This window comes from Chlorobium sp. (assembly GCF_021740465.1).
Classification (GTDB): Bacteria; Bacteroidota; Chlorobiia; order Chlorobiales; family Chlorobiaceae; genus Chlorobium.
The window spans coordinates 1-18,929 of the sequence record NZ_JAIOZR010000020.1; the positions used below are offsets into that span (position 1 = coordinate 1).

Annotated in this window: 20 protein-coding genes; 13 read left to right on the forward strand and 7 right to left on the reverse strand. The window is 51.7% G+C overall.

Annotated features, from left to right (window positions below; all coding sequences use genetic code 11):
• Positions 1–162: 162 nt before the first annotated feature.
• Positions 163–744, reverse strand: coding sequence for a 5'-nucleotidase (locus tag K9G39_RS08955; RefSeq protein WP_292004585.1), 582 nt, complete (start codon positions 742–744; stop codon positions 163–165).
• A 13-nt stretch (positions 745–757) separates the two neighbouring features.
• Positions 758–1,564 (reverse strand): tetratricopeptide repeat protein, encoded by an 807-nt coding sequence (locus K9G39_RS08960; RefSeq protein ID WP_292004586.1) that lies wholly within the window; start codon positions 1,562–1,564, stop codon positions 758–760.
• 327 nt (positions 1,565–1,891) lie between these two features.
• On the opposite strand from K9G39_RS08960, the gene K9G39_RS08965 reads away from it, so the two are divergent.
• Positions 1,892–2,536 carry a DUF5671 domain-containing protein gene (locus tag K9G39_RS08965; RefSeq protein ID WP_292004587.1) on the forward strand — a complete coding sequence of 215 codons (645 nt, stop codon included), beginning with the start codon at positions 1,892–1,894 and terminating at the stop codon, positions 2,534–2,536.
• 71 nt (positions 2,537–2,607) lie between these two features.
• Positions 2,608–2,949, forward strand: coding sequence for a hypothetical protein (locus K9G39_RS08970; RefSeq protein WP_292004588.1), 342 nt, complete (start codon positions 2,608–2,610; stop codon positions 2,947–2,949).
• Positions 2,950–3,002: 53 nt separating this feature from the next.
• On the opposite strand, the gene K9G39_RS08975 is transcribed toward K9G39_RS08970, so the two are convergent.
• Positions 3,003–3,332 (reverse strand): multidrug efflux SMR transporter, encoded by a 330-nt coding sequence (locus tag K9G39_RS08975; protein WP_292004589.1) that lies wholly within the window; start codon positions 3,330–3,332, stop codon positions 3,003–3,005.
• 211 nt (positions 3,333–3,543) lie between these two features.
• Between K9G39_RS08975 and K9G39_RS08980 the strand changes: the two genes are divergently transcribed.
• The 6 genes from K9G39_RS08980 (at position 3,544) to K9G39_RS09005 (ending at position 11,193) form a co-directional block, all read left to right on the forward strand.
• Positions 3,544–4,020 carry a DUF2141 domain-containing protein gene (locus K9G39_RS08980; protein ID WP_292004590.1) on the forward strand — a complete coding sequence of 159 codons (477 nt, stop codon included), beginning with the start codon at positions 3,544–3,546 and terminating at the stop codon, positions 4,018–4,020.
• Positions 4,021–4,054: 34 nt separating this feature from the next.
• Complete coding sequence (locus K9G39_RS08985; RefSeq protein ID WP_292004591.1) at positions 4,055–4,264, forward strand: YnbE family lipoprotein; 210 nt, start codon at positions 4,055–4,057, stop codon at positions 4,262–4,264.
• Between the two features lie 28 nt (positions 4,265–4,292).
• On the forward strand, positions 4,293–4,634 hold the full coding sequence (locus K9G39_RS08990; protein ID WP_292004592.1) for a YdbL family protein: 342 nt from the start codon (positions 4,293–4,295) through the stop codon (positions 4,632–4,634).
• Positions 4,635–4,655: 21 nt separating this feature from the next.
• Positions 4,656–7,322 carry a YdbH domain-containing protein gene (locus K9G39_RS08995; RefSeq protein WP_292004593.1) on the forward strand — a complete coding sequence of 889 codons (2,667 nt, stop codon included), beginning with the start codon at positions 4,656–4,658 and terminating at the stop codon, positions 7,320–7,322.
• A gap of 126 nt (positions 7,323–7,448) precedes the next feature.
• Entirely contained in the window at positions 7,449–10,085 is a 2,637-nt protein-coding gene (locus K9G39_RS09000) for a histidine kinase N-terminal 7TM domain-containing protein (RefSeq protein WP_292004594.1), read from the forward strand.
• Between the two features lie 175 nt (positions 10,086–10,260).
• Positions 10,261–11,193 (forward strand): hypothetical protein, encoded by a 933-nt coding sequence (locus tag K9G39_RS09005; RefSeq protein ID WP_292004595.1) that lies wholly within the window; start codon positions 10,261–10,263, stop codon positions 11,191–11,193.
• Between the two features lie 15 nt (positions 11,194–11,208).
• On the opposite strand, the gene cobS is transcribed toward K9G39_RS09005, so the two are convergent.
• From cobS to cobU, 4 genes are read right to left on the reverse strand one after another with little or no spacing between them, the layout of a single operon-like run.
• Positions 11,209–11,967, reverse strand: coding sequence for an adenosylcobinamide-GDP ribazoletransferase (gene cobS / locus K9G39_RS09010; RefSeq protein WP_292004596.1), 759 nt, complete (start codon positions 11,965–11,967; stop codon positions 11,209–11,211).
• Positions 11,964–12,851, reverse strand: a complete 888-nt coding sequence (locus K9G39_RS09015) for an alpha/beta hydrolase (protein WP_292004597.1) — start codon at positions 12,849–12,851, stop codon at positions 11,964–11,966. Before K9G39_RS09015 ends, cobS begins: the two co-directional genes overlap by 4 nt.
• On the reverse strand, positions 12,844–13,917 hold the full coding sequence (gene cobT, locus K9G39_RS09020) for a nicotinate-nucleotide--dimethylbenzimidazole phosphoribosyltransferase (protein WP_292004598.1): 1,074 nt from the start codon (positions 13,915–13,917) through the stop codon (positions 12,844–12,846). The genes K9G39_RS09015 and cobT overlap by 8 nt, the downstream gene beginning before the upstream one ends.
• A 58-nt stretch (positions 13,918–13,975) precedes the next feature.
• Positions 13,976–14,497: a bifunctional adenosylcobinamide kinase/adenosylcobinamide-phosphate guanylyltransferase gene (gene cobU / locus K9G39_RS09025; RefSeq protein WP_292004621.1), complete on the reverse strand. Its 522-nt coding sequence runs from the start codon at positions 14,495–14,497 to the stop codon at positions 13,976–13,978.
• 250 nt (positions 14,498–14,747) lie between these two features.
• Between cobU and K9G39_RS09030 the strand changes: the two genes are divergently transcribed.
• From K9G39_RS09030 to K9G39_RS09050, 5 genes are all read left to right on the forward strand, one after another.
• Positions 14,748–15,359 carry a hypothetical protein gene (locus K9G39_RS09030; RefSeq protein ID WP_292004599.1) on the forward strand — a complete coding sequence of 204 codons (612 nt, stop codon included), beginning with the start codon at positions 14,748–14,750 and terminating at the stop codon, positions 15,357–15,359.
• 154 nt (positions 15,360–15,513) lie between these two features.
• Complete coding sequence (locus tag K9G39_RS09035) at positions 15,514–16,068, forward strand: hypothetical protein (RefSeq protein WP_292004600.1); 555 nt, start codon at positions 15,514–15,516, stop codon at positions 16,066–16,068.
• Positions 16,069–16,583: 515 nt separating this feature from the next.
• Complete coding sequence (locus tag K9G39_RS09040) at positions 16,584–17,192, forward strand: hypothetical protein (protein ID WP_292004601.1); 609 nt, start codon at positions 16,584–16,586, stop codon at positions 17,190–17,192.
• A gap of 156 nt (positions 17,193–17,348) precedes the next feature.
• Positions 17,349–17,957, forward strand: coding sequence for a hypothetical protein (locus K9G39_RS09045; protein WP_292004602.1), 609 nt, complete (start codon positions 17,349–17,351; stop codon positions 17,955–17,957).
• A 115-nt stretch (positions 17,958–18,072) separates the two neighbouring features.
• Positions 18,073–18,918 (forward strand): molecular chaperone, encoded by an 846-nt coding sequence (locus K9G39_RS09050; protein WP_292004603.1) that lies wholly within the window; start codon positions 18,073–18,075, stop codon positions 18,916–18,918.
• Positions 18,919–18,929: the final 11 nt, after the last annotated feature.

Consider the following 18,929-nt stretch of genomic DNA (forward strand, 5'->3'; position numbering starts at 1 on the left):
GAGTTTCTCGAATTCGTATCTCGGAAAAATCTTCAGTAACTCTCCCAGAATCGTTGTAACTTGTTTCATGGTCTGGAACTCCTTGTGAATAGAGCTGATACCAAAAGTTTCGTCACTTTTAATATCGCCGTTTCCTCTGTGCTTTCAGACCTTCTTTATTTTTTACCGGACACTACTGTTCTTCACCAATAAATAAACCTCCAGCCACGATGATGCCCTTGGCATTTGGATGTGGGTATTGGTACTGTTCGCAAAACAGATGGTATGCAGACCACGCTCACGTAATTGAACAATATTATCCGGCGTATCCTCGATATAAATATCTGCTCCTACCTGCTCCTTCTCCTTCATGAAACAGAGATCCCAGTAAGGAATACCGTGGCTGTCGAGCCATTCGACGGTCTGCTGCACTGACGAGGCATGAAAATAGTGGATAAAAAGGCGGTGAGTGATGATCCTTATACGATAGCCTTCGTCCGAAAGTTTGCGAAGGTACTTCCTTGCCCCCGGAATCATGGGCATGCTACTGAAAAGCTCCCGCTGCGTCACGGCAAAACGGTGCAGACTTTCGTACTGGCTCTTGTCGAGCACGCCCCATTCACCAAGACCGTAGGAAACATTGACGGGCAGTTCATCGATCGATTTCTCGAACCACTCGGCGGCAATCTCGCGCATGCGCTTGTAAAAATCGGCACAAACGCCGTCGAGATCCACGCCAATGACTATTTTCGGCTTTTCAGGCATAAAAAGTGTGGATTCAATAGAGCGCCCTATCGAACGCTTTCCGGTGCTTCCGGGTTATCTCATGCTCTTCGCCAAGGTATCTGAAAATCGCGATACAAGCCTTACGGGAGCTATCATCATCAAAATAACGGTTTTCACGAATAACACCGATAAATCCCTCAAGTGCCTCATCAAAATTCTCGCCGGCAAGTTTCAGGAGCGCGTCGGCATAACAGTCACGGACAGGGTCAAGAGGAAGCGCGTCTTTCTGCAACATGAGCAGACGGGCGATCACCAGCGCCGCTTCGCAGAGCGATACATATTCCGCTTCGCCTTCAAGGCGCCTGCAAAGATTCACGGCTTCATACGGATGAGAAAAAAGCCTCAGGCGGATAAGCAGGGCGAGAGCCTTGCTGTTCATGGGCTCTTTCTGCAGCACACCCTCAGCCAGTGATGCAGCCATGCCACATTTTCCCTGAAAAAAGAATTTTTCAGCCAGATCGACCTCTTTGGCGTAAGGACCGGGAATAACCTTTTTCAGCCACTGCTCGATCTGGTATTCCGGCAACGCCCCCGAAAAGGAATCGACAACCTCTCCGTTTACAAAAAGCCTGACATCGGGAATGCCTTTCACGCCGAAACGTTCGGCAAGCTCCGGAAATCTCTCCGTATCGATTTTCACCAGCTTCCAGGAACCGGAATATTTTTCTGCAAGACGTTCGAGTATCGGCGCCAGCATACGGCAGGGAGCACACCATGCCGCCCAAAAATCAACAAGTACGGGAATATCATGGCTCTGATCCAGCACATCACCCTGAAAATCGAAATGCTCTGTTGTCATAACCGCCGGAATGGAATTATTGGTTGGACAGAAACGGTTACTTTCGCAGTTGTAACCGCTTCTGAAAAAAAGTGAACTGGGGGCCACCAGTGGCTTCACTTATTGTAAAGGATTAATTCCTTTTGACCAAAAGGAATAAGCCTTGAAACGGCGACAGAAGGTCTTTCTCGCCCTGAAGAACGACATCATGGCGGAAGATCATGACATCCGGCAATCCACGGTATGGAAAATTCCCCAGGAACAAATTAACCGGACATACCATTACCATCGCTATCAGAGGGCTATTTGCCTCAACCGTATAGCCGTTCACCCGATCAGAAACAGCAAATGGACAGAGCAAACAGTGATCTTTCCACATTTGTGGGCACCGCGCTTGCCGACGGAATTTCCCGTACAGCGATCAGGAACGCCCTCCTTCAGGCCGGATGGCAAAATGACCGGATTGAACGGGCTCTTGGAGACTATGCCGAACTGGATTTCCCTCTTCCTGTTCCCAGACCAAAACCGTATCTTTCTGCGCGTGAAGCTTTTTTTTACCTGCTTCTTTTTGCCACCCTCTACATCAGCGCCTTCAATTTCGGCAACCTTCTTTTTGTTTTTATCGAACACGCCTTTCCCGATCCCGCACTCGAAGAGATAACCGTAAACTGGAACAGCCAAAGAATCCGCAGCGCAATTTCAGCACTGATCGTTGCTTTTCCGGTATTTCTCTATCTTTCGGGAAAGATAAACCGGGAATTGCTGAGTTCACCTGCCGGAAGAGCCTCCGCAATACGACGCTGGCTTACCTATATCACGCTCTTTATTGCGTCTGGCATTATAATCGGCGATCTCATTGCCATTCTCTATAACTTTCTTGGGGGAGAACTCACAACCAGGTTTATCCTGAAATCGCTCACAATCGGAATTCTGGCAGGAACGCTGTTTTTCCACTATATCAATGGATTGCGCAGGGAGGAACAGGAACCATGAACGAGTTCCTGAAGAAAAAAAAACTTGCCCTTTACCTCTCGGCTCTTGTAACAGCTGCTGTCATCTAAGGGATGTTCCTTACCGGCTCACCTTTTCAGCAGAGAGAGAAACGGTTCGATGAACGACGGGTCGAGAATCTCCGGGAGATTGCGCTCTCAATCGATTACTTTTTTTCCCGATACGGTTCGATCCCCGAGAGTCTCGAACAGCTTGAAAAAAGCGGAAACATCGCCATCGATATCACAGACCCTGAAACGGACAAGATTTATGACTATGAAAAAATCTCCAAAGCCACATACAGATTATGCGCAGTGTTTTCGCAGCACTCTGAAAAAAATGTCGATAAATTCCTGTCCCATGGAGCCGGGAAGGTGTGTTTTGTGTTGAACGCAAAAAAAATCGAAACCCGCTAAACTCCATTGTCTCTTTACGCAAGCAAGACCATGCAAAAAAACGGTCAGACAAATCAAAGCGTCACCGATTTCGAGAAAAGATTCAGCACGATCACACCGGCAACGATGAGAGCAATACCCACCAGGGCTCCGGCATCGAGCCGCTGCTGATAGAGCACCCAACCTGCAAGTGTAATCAACGCCACCCCGACCCCCGACCAGATGGCATAAACCACACCCAGGGGAAAAGAACGAAGCGTCAGCGAGAGAAAATAAAAGGATGAGCTGTAGCCCGCAGCCACAAGCAGCGAGGGCCAGAGTCTGGTGAATCCTTCAGCCGCTTTCAATGCCGAAGTGGCGGCAACTTCGGAGATGATAGCAATGACAAGATATACCCAGTGCATAGGAAAAGCAGAAAAATGTTGCGTATGAGCACCCGCCTCCCTCTCCGGTAACGGCCCGGAATACCGGCGAACAAGAAACCCGGAACAGGAAGGAAGTCGATAGGCACTTGTAAGAGGATGTTTCAATACCGATATTACGAAGTTCCCCGATGAACGGAAAGCTGAAGTTAACGACACCATGACAGAAACGCGCAAACGCATCTTCCCCATCATGAATAACATCATCGCAACGATAATCACCCCCCTTCTTCTTGCGGCTTCCATACAGCAGTCTTACGCAGAGACTCCCACTGCTGCCACATGCAGGCCTGGCCAGTCCGGATGCATCACGGTATTTATCCGGGAGCTGAAAAAACCCGAAGGCACGCTTGGCGTCTTGCTCTACTCCTCGAAAAAAGGCTTTCCCGACAAACCCGATCTGGCGGTTGCAAGACGCATCAAAGCAATAAGCAGCACCGCCCATGAAGTGAGCTTCGAAAACATCCCTTTCGGCACCTATGCCGTAAGTGTCCTCCACGATGAAAACAGCAACGGGAAAATGGATAAAACCTTTATCGGCATCCCGAAAGAGGGATTCGGGGTATCCAACAATCCTAAAATCAAAACCGGACCGCCGAGCTTCAGCGAAGCCCTCTTTACGCTCGACCATATACAGGCGGACGTGATGGTGACCATGAAATATTTCTAGGCCGGGCTCATCCATAAATCCAGAACCATTACCCATGAACAAACGAACCGCACTCAGAGCCACGCTACTCCCGGTTTTCACCGCCGCCGCATTTGCCGCCGCAGGCTGCAGCCCGACAGTGAAGGTCGAAGCGCCCGACAAGCCTATCGTCATCAACATGAATATCAAGATCGATCACGAAATCAGGGTAAAGGTAGACCGTGAACTCGACTCGCTGCTCGATACGAAAAAAGGGTTATTCTAAACAGGAGGGAAAAAACATGACAGGAACCATGATAAAATCAACGGCATTGAAAGCCCTGCTTGCACTGTTGCTGTTTGCCGGTTTCTCGGCACCGGCGTTTGCACTCGATCTTGAAACCGCCCGGGCACAGGGTCTGGCAGGCGAAGTGGACAACGGCCTGCTGGCCGTGCCTCCCGGAGCAGGTGGGGAAGCCCAGGGAATCATAGCGACCATCAACAACCAGCGACGGGCTGAATATGCGAAAATAGCAGCACAGAACAATCTCTCTCTCGACGTCGTCGGCAGCATGATGTTCGAAAAAATCTATACCCGCCTTCCGGCCGGAACCTGGGTACAGGTAAAGGGGCAATGGAAGAAAAAGGCAGGATAAGCCTCAAAACCGGGCCTGAACGTGAAATGGACACATCGAATCCTCGTTGCGCTGCTGCTTGCAGTTATCCTTCTGCCGCTGGCGGCATGGCTGGCTTTTCCGTGGTATCTGCAGCTGCTCGTTGACCGCATACTCGCAGGAAAGCCCTTTCACGTTGAGATTTCGGGATCCGGCATACCGGGGCCTGCCGGGTTCGGATTCCGAAATCTGACGGCATCGTTCACCGTCCCCCCCGACCAGTGCAGCAGCAAACCTGCAACCTACAAACTCTCCCTTGTCAACGGCCGCATATCCTGGAATATCGGCGCTCTTGGCACTCTTTTCTTCTCCGATCGCCTGCAAACTGCTTTCACTCTGCGAGCCGACTCGCTCTGCATTCAGCCCGAACCCGGAAGCTTCATGTTCGAAGACCGGGACCCACGAATCGATATGCAAATCGCCATTGCCCGCCGCCGGGGAGCCCCGATGGAATTTCAGCCTTACCGCGTTTCCTATGCGATCCGGAACGCTTCGGTTACGAGGGAAAAGCTCCGTCTGGCCGGTATCGATTACAGGGTATCGCTTTCCAGCGCCGGAAAATGGCAGCAACCGTCCGACACCCTCCACATCCGGAAACTCTACAGCGATGGAAACCTCGCTCCGGTGGGTGATTTCAGGGCGCTGTTCGGTTCGAAGCGTGATCCCCTCAAACCCTGCACCCTTATTCTCAGCAACTGCTCCATCAATCTTTTTGAATGGAATGGTGCCGCAGAGCGGATCGAATACGATCTCAGGAAGCAGGAGACCAGCTTTACGCTCATGCTTGCTGAAATTCCCCTGAACGAACTCCCCTGGTTCAAACCATCCGAAAAAATACCGCTCAAGGGTTTAGGCCGGGTGAGCGGCTCACTCCCCATCGAGTTCAGGGATTCCACGGTTCTGATCCGTAACGCCCTGGTCGCCGGAGAAGCCGGCGCCGGAATCCTCTATCCGGTTAAAAACAGCAACCGCTGGTTTTCACTCGATATCGGGCCGAAGCCGGGTTCTGCTGAAATACTGAAAAACCTCAATGCGACCATCACGCTCAACAGCCGGAATAAAAACCTGTCCGGCCTTGCCGTTCGTGATTTTTCGGCGGAACTCTTCGAGGGAAAACTGCAGAGTTCGCCATTCATGTTCGATCCCGTAAAAAACGAGGTCATGCTGACCATGAGCATGGAGGATATCCGCATTCTTGACCGCCTGAACTATCACGGCGAAACCCGGGGATCCTTCAAGGGCGGCCTTTCAGGAACCGTTCCGCTTGCATTCGGTAAAAAAGGGCTCACGTTCGGCCAGGTCAGCCTGGCCTCTGCCTTAACATTCAGCGACATCGCGCTCCGCGATATTCCCGGACTGACGGGGGAAAGCCGTCTGAAGACACCGCTTGCCTCAGGAACACTCAACGGCACGCTTCCTCTCGAATACCGCAACAGCACCATTAAAGTCCAAAGCGGTATAATTTCCGGCTCGAAAAGCTCCGGAATATTCTTTTATGATAAGGAGAACCGGCAGTGGCTCTCTTTCGGTCTTGCCTCGAATACCGGCAGCCGTGCATTGTTCAGCAACATAAACGCATCCCTGGGACTTGATGCAGCAGGTGACAAATCGCAGCATTACTCCCTTAAACTGCTTTCTGCCGAAACACTTGGCGGAACCATTCTTGCTGCCCCGATGGTTTTCAGCGTCAACGACAAGGATATCCCTGTGACGCTAAAATTGAACAATATCAATGCTCTCGACCGGATTAAACTCCATGGCGACTTCAAAGGGTCGCTGAGCGGATCGGTAAGCGGTACGCTCCCGCTGGTTATGGGAAAACAGGGATTTATGATCAGGAAGGCCAGGCTGCGTTCAAGCGGAGGAGGAACCATTACCGTTGCACCACCAAAACTGAAAAGAAGCGCGACCGAGCGTATTTTCGGCGTCCCTGATCAGGAGGCCGACTACAGCTTCAAAAGTCCGGATATTCTCTTTACACGCCACTACGACGGAAAAATCGCGATGGATTTCAGCCTTGGGGAGCTGAAAAGAAAAACCGGGAGCGGAGAGATCCTGCTAACCGCTCCGAAAGGAATCCTTGCAATGTGGCAGAATAGAAAATATCCCGACCTGGTAACCCTTTCCAATTTTCATGCAGGCTTTTTTGACGGGACAATCGCCATCAGCAGCGTCGAGTACGATATGGCAAAAAACAAGGCAGAAACCGTTCTGCACTTGAACAATATTCCCCTGCAGAAACTGCTTGACTTGCAGGGCACTAAAAAAATCTATGCGACCGGTACGGTAAAAGGCTCAATCCCCGTAAAAATATCGGGCACGGTGATTGAAATCATGGACGGGATAATGAGCGCCGAATCCGATGGACAGATCATCTACGCCACAACACCCGAAGAGAGAGCCCTTGCCAACCAGGGACTTCGCACCACCTATGAAGCGCTCTCGAACTTCCTCTACATACAACTGGCATCATCAATTTCCATGGCTCCCGACGGGAAATCGATCCTGACCATTCGCCTTAAAGGCAACAATCCCGACTTTCAGGGGGGACGCCCTGTCGAACTCAATCTCAATGTCGAACAGAACCTTCTCGATCTCATGCGCAGTCTCTCCATCTCATCAAATCTCGAACGGGTAATTACTGAAAAAACACTCCAGAAAAACAAATAAACGAACACCAAGCTCCTATTTACCAGGAAAAACCTGTTTTAATTGCCTGATTATCATAAATTAAAAACTAAACAACTTCCAATTCTCCCAGCCCCTTACGCACAATAACAGACAATGTCACATCACGTGATACAAAACGGAAACCTGTTCTTCAATATCTATGCACTGCCGCTTTTTGCCAATTCGCTGTTTCTGGGCATTCTGGCCTATCATGCCTGGAGCAGAAGAAAAAACCACGGTGCAGGCTATTTTTCTCTGCTGCTTGTCTGCAGTCTTGTTTATTCGTTTTCTTACGGGCTTGAAATATCATCGTTGAACCTCCAGACCGCCCTTTTCTTCATCCGCATCGAATACCTCGGCATCGCATTCATCCCTCCGGTTTTCCTTCTGTTCGCACTCTCCTATACAGAAAGCCTGAAAAAGTTTTCCACTCCCCTGCTGACCGCGATTTTCATGATTCCGTTTATAACCGCGGTTCTTGTTGTAAGCCTCGACCTTCACCCATTCATTCACGAAGATATCCGGCTGGTCAAAAGCAGACTGTTTCCTGTCGTTGTCATAAAGCCGGGAATCTGGTACTGGGTCACTCTTGCATACAACAACCTCTGTATTTTTTTCAGCAATCTCCTGTTCTACAAACTCTGGAAGCGAAGCGAGGCGATCTATCGCAAACAGCTGGCCATTCTTGTCACAGGAGCCATGATTCCATGGATAAGCAACATCATCTACCACGCTGGATTAGCTCCATTGGAAATCGATCCGGCTCCGATTGCCTTGTCGTTCAGTGCCGTCATGATCTATATCGGGCTGTTCTATTATAAATTCTTTGACCTCGCGCCTGCAGTCAGGGATATTGTCTACGAAAAAATACCCGATGCGGTGCTTGTTATTGACCCTAAAAACCGGATCGCCGACTGCAACAAAACCGCATTGAACATTCTTGAAATCACCCCGAAGGATATAGGAAAACCTGCCGATCAGATACTGCGAGCCTGGCCGGAACTGAAACAGCTGATCGGCAAAACAGAAGAAATCGCCCAGGTAGAACTGAAAAAGCAGAAACACGATCAAGTGAAATGGTTCGACATCGATATTCTCGAACTGCCCGATAAATCGGGGATGTTAGCAGGACGCATTATCGTCCTGCATGATATCACCCGGCGCAAACAGGTAGAAGAGGATCTGATTGCAACAAGACAGAAGGCTGAAGCCGCCAACAGGGCAAAAAGCAATTTTCTGGCGAATATGAGCCATGAAATACGCACTCCGCTCAACGGTCTTATAGGGTTTTCATCGTTGCTCATGAAAACCGCCCTCGACGAGTTACAGTTCAATTATATCAATACCGTCAACAGCTCCGCAATACAGCTTCTGGGACTGATTAACGATATTCTCGACCTTTCCGAAATTGAAGCCGGAAAACAGGTTCTGTCGGAAGAAAATGTCTCTCTTGAAGAACTGGCCGAACAGGTTATCGACATGATTACCTATTCCGCTCACAGCAAGAACCTTGAACTTTTGCTCGACATTCCTGCTGCGTTACGATCTGTGACCCTGCGTGCCGATCCGGTCCGCCTGAAACAGATACTGATCAACCTTCTGGGAAACGCCGTAAAATTCACCTTGGAGGGGGATATTGAATTACGGATTGCAACCACACCAGCATCGCAAAACTCGTCGGAAATGACCATAGTTTTTTCGGTGAAAGACACGGGGAAAGGAATTTCCCCGGAAAACCGGAAAAAGATTTTTGAAGCATTTTCCCAGGAGGACATGTCCACAACCAGAAAATTCGGCGGTACCGGTCTTGGACTCACCATATCGAACAAATTGCTGCAACTGATGGGATCATCCTTACAGCTTGAAAGCATTCCCGGTCATGGAAGCTGTTTTTTCTTCTCTCTTTGCCTGCCCGTTGTCGAAAAAAGGGGGAAAATTATTCCGGAAAAGCTCTCCGGCAAAAAAATACTGATTGTCGACAACAATACCCGCAATCGCGAGCTGCTCGCAAAAACCCTCGAATCCGCATCGATCGCCTGCGAAAGCGCTGCAGGAAGCAATGAGGCTCTTAAAAAAGCCGGATTATTCAATGCCTTCGTCATCGACTACCACCTTCCAGACATGAACGGCATCGAGCTCACAGAGAAAATCCGCAGAAGCCAAACGACGGCACCCGTTCTCATGATGTTTCATGCGACCGATGATCCCGCTCTTTTTTCGGCGGCTCAGGAAACAGGGAGCTGCACTGCCGTGATAAAACCCGTGAAACGAAGCCAGCTGTTTGAGTTGCTTGCCGATCTGGAAAACGGAGAGAAAAAAAGCATGATACCCTCTGCTGAGTTGGTGGAAGACATTCCCGAGGAGTACAAAAAGTGCACCATTCTCATTGCAGAAGACAACAGCACCAATATGCTGCTTGCCAAAGCGGTACTGCTTAAAATTCTCCCGGAAGCAAAAATCCTTGAGGCCGCAAACGGCAGAGAAGCCGTCTTGATGTATACCACCCATAATCCCGACCTTGTTTTCATGGACATTCATATGCCCGAGATGAACGGTCTTGAAGCCTCAGCTGCAATACGACAGGTGGAAAAGGGCTGGCGATGCCCGATTGTCGCCATGACGGCAGACTCTCTCAGAGAATTAAACGGTCAATTCGACAGCTTCGGGATAGATGACGCCATCATTAAGCCATATACACCGGAGACGGTCAGAAAGACTCTCTCGACATGGCTGCAAAAAAGCCAGCATGCGACAAAACCGTAGGAAACCCGGGGAAATCAACACAAATGTAGATTATCAAAAAGAACAGTAGCCCACCGAAAAACCTTATCTATCTGATTAATAATACTTTAGAATAAAGCAAACAACATGGCACGGTAATTGATTACTATTCTTGTCATATAAAAGACAGTAATCAAACAATATGTTTCCATACGCCATGAACAGTGTAATGACCCGATACGGTGAACTTTCAGGAGTGGAATTCCAGACACTCTTTTCGAACGGCAAAATGGACGGCTGTCTTGTAAGCAGACCCAATCTGCTAAAAACCCCCTATGGAGAAATTGTTCCCCAGTATGAAGCCGAAGACATGGGCCGCCGTACACTAAAGCCGATCTATTTCTACAAGGACGGATCGCTGAAATCGGTTGCCCTGCAGACACAGAGCATGATCGACACGCCGGCGGGCCGGTTTCCTGCTGAACTGGTCACCTTCCATAAAAACGGCTCGATACGCAGGGTTTTCCCTCTCGACGGCAGCCTCAGCGGGTTCTGGTCGTGGCAGAACGAGTTCGCACTTGCCGAAGCTGCAACGTTCGACACGCCGGTCGGCAGGCTCGAGGCGAAACTCATTAATATCCAGTTCTACGAAAGCGGCGCACTCAAAAGCATCACCCTCTGGCCGGGCCAGGTGATTACCCTGTCAACTCCCCAGGGAGCTATCCAGGTCAGAAAAGGCGTCGCCTTTTACGAGTCAGGAGAGATCCGATCATTCGAGCCGCTGAAAAAAACCGCAGTGCTCACCCCGATCGGGCAGGTGCTTGCCTACGACAATGAACCCAACGGCATCCATGGCGACATCAATTCCGTGCAGCTTGCTCCGGACGGAAGCATTGAAGCACTCAGCACCGTCGATCATGCCGTTATTGTTTCACTGCCGGAACAGAACGGTGAAATATTCAGACCAGGGGTAAAAAACAATGTCTGCGGTGACGAAAGAAAGGTGAGCGTACCCATGAAGATCAGGTTTAAAAACAACATGGTCGTTTTCCATGAGAACCCCCGGTTTTCGTTCGACATCAACAAATACCGCTTCAGGATAAAAGCACTTACCGAAGAAATAAACGAACCTGCGTATTCATGCGGATAAATCCGCGACCAAAGATTACATGCTGATGAGGCAGCAGCCGACCCATACGGCGGTTTCTGTCAGTTCGCTGACAGCGCCCAGAACATCCCCAGTCACGCCGCCTGCCTTGCGGCGGGCGATCAAGCCCGTTGCAAGTGCGCTCATGAGCGCGGAAGCAAGAGCAATCCCGGCAAGCAGGAGATCGGCCTGAAGCAGAAGAAGCAGCAGCGACGTCGAAAAGAGGGTCGTCAGAACAAGATGAGAACTGCCCGCTCCGATGACGAACGCCTGGGCAGTCCCCCCTTCGGTGCGGGCATAGGGCATCGTGGAGGCGAGCAGAACCTGGACCCATCGGGCCAGCAGAACCCCGGATGCAAGCGCGCCGTAGGCATGCAGATCGACAAGTTTCACGGCGGCAATCCATTTCAGCAGAAATATCAGTACCAGCGAAAGGGCTCCGAATGAACCGACGTTCGGATCTTTCATGATGCGCAGCACGGCTTCGCGGTTTTTCCCGCCCCAGAAACCGTCGGCAAGGTCTGCAAGACCATCGGCATGCAGACCCCGCGTCAGAAGAACACCGGCAAGAACGGCAACGAAACCGGCAAGTTCATGCCAGCCGGTCGAAGCGGCCGCACAGGCGGTAAAAGCCTGCAGGACACCAAGCAGCAATCCGACGAGCGGGAACCAGTAGAGCGCCGTACTGAAGCGGAGCGCATCCTTTCCCGGAACCGACAGAACCGTCAGGGTACGAAATGCTGTCACAAGCCCTTTGAATGCTTCCAAGATGGTCATTTGAAATGGTTCTCAAGAAACGCGCCGAGGGTTTCCATGAAAATCTCCGGTTTTTCCTCCTGGGGCAGATGGCCGCACTCCGGCACAACCTTCAGTACGACGTTGGGCAAAACTTCGGAAAGCCTGAGGGTCTCGGCAGGCTTCACCATCCGGTCGTGATCTCCGGTCATGACCAGTACGGGAACGGCGATTCCTCCCAGCCTGGCCTCAAGTCCGAGATTGTGACTTGAGAGCAGCAGCTCCCAGAACGCCCTGCCCCAGCGTCCCTGCATCATGTCCCGGCGATATGCCAGAAGCAGCTCTTTTCCGGGCATTGACGGGTCATGCCAGAAGGTCCGGTGAAGCCTGTTGAAAACCGCACCGATCATCAGCCTGGCGAACTGTCCACCCGGAGAAGCCGCCGCTTTGAGCAGAGGATAGAGCCATGGGGGAAATTCACTGGTTGCATAGCCGCTGTAAACCATTGCGTCGGCCAGCACAAGTCCCGAAACCTTGCCGGGGTGCCTGATCGCCGCAAGCAGGGCGATGGTGCCTCCCGTGGAGTTGCCGACAAGCACGGCCTGAGGGTGACCGAGTTTTTCAAGCAGCGCAGCGACAAGATCGGCCTGGCCTTCGGGACTGTATGGATTCGGCTTTCCCGGAACGGGAAGAGGACGAGCGGTGCTGCCGAATGCCGGACGGTCGATGGCTATCACGGTAAAGCGTTCAGCCAGGGGTTCGAAAACAAGTCTCCAGCTCCTCATGGAGAGAAAGCTGCCGTGCAGGAAAAACAGCACAGGGCCGCCGCTGCCCAGAGAACGACAGTGCACCTGCAAACCGTTCACGTCGATAAACCGCTCTCCGGCTTCCTGCGGCCCTGCACATTCACGCTTGCCCTCACCCATGGCTTTCCCCGGATTTTTCACTTACTTGTGCAGTGCTGAACGTAGCCATCTCGTTATACATTTTCAATGCTCCATCGATGACCTGCATGGCAAGCGCCGCCCCGGTACCCTCTCCAAGCCGGAGGTCGAGGTCGAGAATCGGACGCAGGCCAAGCTGCTGCATGACGGTTTTATGTCCCTGTTCATTCGATACATGGCTGAAAAAAAGATAGTCGTTTACCGCAGGGCATATCTTCATGGCAACAACGGCTCCAGCCGAGGATATAAATCCGTCTACGACAACCGGAATCCTGCAGGCCGCAGCTCCAAGCACAAACCCTGCAATTGCGGCGATTTCGTAACCTCCCAGGGCCGCAAGCGCGGCGAATGGAGTCCCACATGCCGAACGGTTCACGTCGATGGCCTTGCGGATAACCGATTTTTTGTGTTCAAAGCGGGCATTGTCGATGCCGGTTCCCCTTCCCGTGATGGTTTCGGGGGAAACGCCGAGCAATACCGCATAGAGGGCTGTCGCCGGAGTGGTGTTGGCAATGCCCATCTCGCCGGTTCCGAGAAGGTTATACCCCGCCTTTTGCGCATCATCAGCCAGCCCGGCACCGCACAACACCGCCTGAAGAGCCTCGGCTTCGCTCATGGCGGGGCCGCATGCGATATTGGCGCTCCCCGGCCTGACCTTTTTATGGACAAGTCCCGCCAGACCGCCAAAATCGTGATTGACTCCGACGTCCACGACCTCGAGATCGGCTCCGGCATGCCTCGATAGCACATTGATGGCGGCTCCTCCGCGCACCATATTGTATACCATCTGCGGCGTCACTTCGGCAGGAAAAGCCGAAACCCCTTCGGCGGCAACGCCGTGATCAGCGGCGAAACAGCAGATTTTCTTTTTTTTCAGTTTCGGTGAAAGCTCTCCTGTTGCAAGAATGAACTGCATGGCTATCTCTTCAAGTCGGCCAAGGCTTCCCTTCGGCTTGGTAAGATCGTCGAGATGCGCCTGAACCACGGCTCCGAGCGAGCGGTCGACAGGACGGATGCGCTGTAAAAGAAGCTGAAGGCTTTCCGGCATAAATGAAGTGATTGGTAAAAAAGTTATGTAATGAAACCTCCACGACAAGCAGGGGCCGCTACTTCAACCGGAGAGGCAGCCCGCTGCAGAGAAGCCATGCCTGCGAAGAGAGAGCCGCCACTTTCTGGTTCACGCCGCCTGCGATATCACGGAATTTCCGGGCCATGGCGTTTTCGGGCACAATACCCATTCCGACCTCGTTCGAAACCAGTATGACGTTGCAGGGCGGCTTGCTCAGCACATCGAGCAAGGCTTCGATTCTCCGGTCGATCTCCTTTTCACCGGGGGATTCGAAACGGTACATGAGATTGCCTGCCCAGACCGTAAGGCAGTCGACAAGCACCACATCGATACCTGAAGGCAGATTCCCGATTGCCCGGTCGAGATAAAGCGGCTCCTCCACGGTTACAAAACCCTCTCCCCTTTCCAGGCGATGCCGGTCTATTCGATCCTGCATTTCGTGATCGAAGGGTTCGGCCGTTGCAAGAAAAACCCTCTTTTCGAAAGATTGCGCATACTTTAGCGCAAAGGCGCTTTTACCGCTCCTGGCGCCTCCGGTCACAAAAACAACATCGGCCATCATGCTCCCTGAATGGTTACAATCCGTAAAAACGCCAAGATACAAACTATTTCACTTCAATCGGCAATTTCGCGCGATACGGCATATTTTGCAATGGACGGAAATTTTGTATAACTTTCAAAAGAAGTTCTTTTAGCAAGAACAAAAGAGCCCTCTTACCCCTAATAATTTTCATCCGAAGTACGGAATCCCTGAAAATCCGGTTCCCGCATGACCTTGCTCACCCGACAGAAACAAGGGATAAACTCTCATGAACATGAAATCGCCCCGTTTAACTCTCTTTCTTTTCTCGGTGCTTCTTCTGGCTGGCAACAGCATACCGGCGCCGGTATCGGGATCGCAAAAGACCGGTACCACAACACTCTCGATCAAACTGCCCGACTGCATTATCCTGCATTACTATTCCGCGCTGAACCTGACATTTGAGGAGTACTCCCGGGCCATTGAAGAAGGAGGCGGCGGAACATGGAACGTCCAGTGGAACGGAGCCGCAGCCGGAGGAAACCAGTTATCGGCAAGCAGCATCCAGGATGTGCTTCCCGGAACGGTCGCCCTGACCATACCCAACGTCTGGGCAATCAGGGGACTTTCCCCTTCAGGTAACGCAAAGGTTACCATTACCGTCGTCAACAACCAGTTGGTATCGGGCTCTTCGAAAATAACAATCCTGAGCGGTTCCGACCAGACCCTGATCGACGACAATGCCGGACATTCCGGCACAAGCATCAATACAAGCCTCAATGGAATCGCTGCATCGAACGCAACCATCGGCAACGTCCGCATGACCCTCGACTTTTCGAAAACAAACATGGCCGGAGCACACAGTGGCGGCCAGTACAAGATAACGGCAGAAACCATTTAACCGGACCCGACTGCCCCGCACCATCAGGAAACAAAAGGAGGCCGTCCGTCGTCCCAACTGAAATCATGAACCGTCCCCTGACACGATGAAGAACTGTTTTTGCCTTCCCCGACCGACATTTCCCGACCTGTCATTGAAACATCCGGCCTGCCATATGGAGCTGTTTTGCGGCAAAGCGTTCGCAACCCTGATCTTTCTGTTCTTTATCCTTACAAGCCAGCCTGCATGGGCTGCCTCGTTCACCATTACATCCTCCAGGACACTGACAGCCGCAGCACTGAGTGAAATCGGACTTTCATCCAGCGGTACGGCATACAGCGAGGGCAGCTACAATACCGATGTCACGTGGGAAGGCGATGTGGACGGGCAGGCGTCGAGTTTCGATCAGGTCATTACCGGAAACACTGTAGTACGCAACAATATCCTCCTCTGGTACTACATCTACAACAGCGGCTACGAATCCCGGCCGACCTTCAATGTCAGTTACCGGATATTCGGCACAGGAGGCATCGAAAATACCCTTTCATGCCTGACAGCCAGTTCATCAACCATCGGAGCGACCATCACCGCTCAACCGGTCACCTGCTCGAAACAGAGCGGATCGAACTACCGTTGCAATGGCTACGCCAACCTGACACTCAATCTTGACGATGCAAAACGCTCCGGCACCTATCGTGGAACCGTCCAGATCACCATTGTCTATTACTGATTCTGATTCTCCTCCCCCCTGCTTCATAATTTCCGCCGCCTCCGCTTCTCTCTTCTCCATTCCCTTTGCATCTCTCTTGCGAAATCCAGAAATCCTCATCACCCTTCTGTTCGCTCCCGCTTGCAACCACCGACATGCCCCCCCTCCCGAGCCAGAAAATGACCATTTATGACCTGTAAAAAGAGGCTCCAATAACGTTCTTCTCTCGGCAGCAGTGCAGGAAAAGCATCTTCATCTCACGTTCATGGCACAGCGAACCGCACCAATGGCACGCATCCGAAACCGGACAAAAAAAATCGCCTCAACGTATCGGAAACAGAACAACTGTCTCATGGCGCAACGGTTCAATGGTCAGCGCAGCATGGGTGAGGAAAAAGGCGTCACAAAGGAGAGAAATGGTCAACTCATTATTTTAAAAAAGCTTATCCAGCACAACAGCTCTCTTTTCAATACCCGGCACGGTTATTGTTTAATGACTGACAGAAACGAACCCCAACGTAACTGGAACAGTCATCATGAAAACCCTCAACGCCAAGATCAGAAGCCTTATCCTCGGGACGATACTCTCGATCATGGCGACAACCCCGGCAATTGCAGCAAGCACAAGCGGAACGACCAATGTAACAGTTACCGTAAGCGAATTCATCGTTCTCCACTACTACTCGGCCGTGAGCCTTAACTTTGCCACACCGGACTCCGAAGCCCTGAACGAAGGCCAGAGCAGCAAGGATGTCTCGTGGAACGGCAACAGCTCCGGCGGCAGCGAGCTGGCAGAGGCGAACCTGATGAACGCAGCTCTTGAACTCGAAGGCAGCAAGACCACCGTAACACTCTCGAACGTCTGGGCGGTAAGAGGTTTTTCAAAGAACGGCAACGCAAAGGTCGAAGTGAATGTCCCCGCAGGCAAGGCGGTTATGAGCAACGAGGGTTCTGAAATATCGATCTCGAACGTCAAGGTCGGCGACAACAGCAGCACCGGAAGCTCGATCACCACAAAACTGAACGGCATCACCAGAAACAACGCGACCTTCGGAAACATCGAGATGGAGCTTGATTTCTCAAAGACAAGCCGCTCTGGCCTGCACACCGGCGGACAGTACACCATCACCGCAACCACCATCTGAACCCTTCCCGAAAAACCCTCATAAAAAAACTATAGCCGCACTTTCCCCCGACAGGGAGAGCGCGGCTTTCCTGCATTAAAAAGAAGCCCATCCTTTTATTGTTACACATCTACTTATTATATTGTCAGTTGTAAACCCCAAACCTGACCCCCCCCCATGGTCAATATGAAATACCTCAAGGCTATCGCACTTTCCGCCGCGATATCGCTGGCAACAGCAGCAAATACCCAATGCGAGGTCAGCAGCCGCGGAACTGCCGACATTTCGGCAAATATCCCGGAGTTCATCATTCTGCACTACTACTCCTCGCTCTCCCTCAATTTCGCAACGCCGGAATCGGAAGCGCTGGATGAAGGATCGAGCTCCCTCAACGTGACCTGGAAAGGCGACGCCAGCGGAGGCGAAGAACTCGCTGCGTCAAACCTGATGGGTGCCAAAATGGAACTCGACGGGACCTCGACAACGGTCAGAATGCCCAATGTGTGGGCGGTAAGGGGTTTCTCGAAAAACGGAACGGCCAGTGTTACCGCCTCGATACCTTCGGGAAAGGGAACACTTTCGAACGGCGAATCAAAAATCGGCATTTCAAATGTGCAGGTCAGCGACAACAGCAATACCGGAGGGACAATCACCACGGCCCTGAACGGCATCGCCAGAAGCAAGGCAACCGTCGGCAGCATCCTCATGGATCTCGACTTCTCCAGGACCAACCGTTCAGGCACCCATTCCGGAGGACAATACACTATTACCGCTTCGACCATGTAGCCCCTCTTCCTGCAGCTGAAAGGGAACCGGGACAGGCTCGTTCCGCTGCAAGGGAAAAAACAGCAAGCATTGCCGAACAGACTGCAACTACCGTAATCTCAATTATTTCAGACCGATGAAAAACCCCCTCGTTCTCCTGCTTGCCCTCATCATGACACTCTCGACCCCTTCTCTTCTCCGGGCTGATGAACCGCCCCCGGGTCAGATCGGCGTTGCGCCCTCGATGTTCGAGCTTGCAATCGGACAGAATCCCGTCAATGAATCGGTAAGGATTTTCAACCTGAAAAAAATCCCGACAACCGTCAAGGTAGAGGTATACAACTGGACCCTCGATGAAAAGAACGAGGTGAAGCTACTGCCCCCTGATAAACAGTCGCTCGACCGCTGGATGCTCATCAACCCGCTCTCATTCACCCTCGATCCGGGAAAAAGCCAGGTCGTGCGCTTCTCCATCCGTCCGACGGTTAAACCCGATCCCGGAGAACACCGGGCCATCATCTATTTTATCGAACAACCTGCCACGGCAAGTGTCGACAGCTCCAAGGCACTTGAGATCCTCTTCAAGCTCGGCGTCGGAGTTTACGGATATGCCGACCCTGTCAAACATGCCGGAGTACTGAGCTCGCTCTCGTTCGACAAATCATCATCATCGATCGTCGCCGATATCGCCAACAGCGGCAATGTCCATACCCGCCTGAAAGGGAACTATTCGATCTGGAAAAAAGATACCTTTCCCGGCATAGGTGCTGCCGCCAAATTCGCCGATGCAGACAAAAAGGAAAAACAGCCCACAGGCATGATGATTTCAGGCCAGCTCAACCAGACCCCGGTACTGCCTGGCAGCCGCCGGACACTCTCCACCCAGATCCCTATGCCGAAAGCTTCCGGCAGCTATATTCTTGCCGTAAACGGAAGCATCGACGGTAAAGCCGTCGAGAAAACCTTCGTCATTGCACGATAATTCCCCTCGTT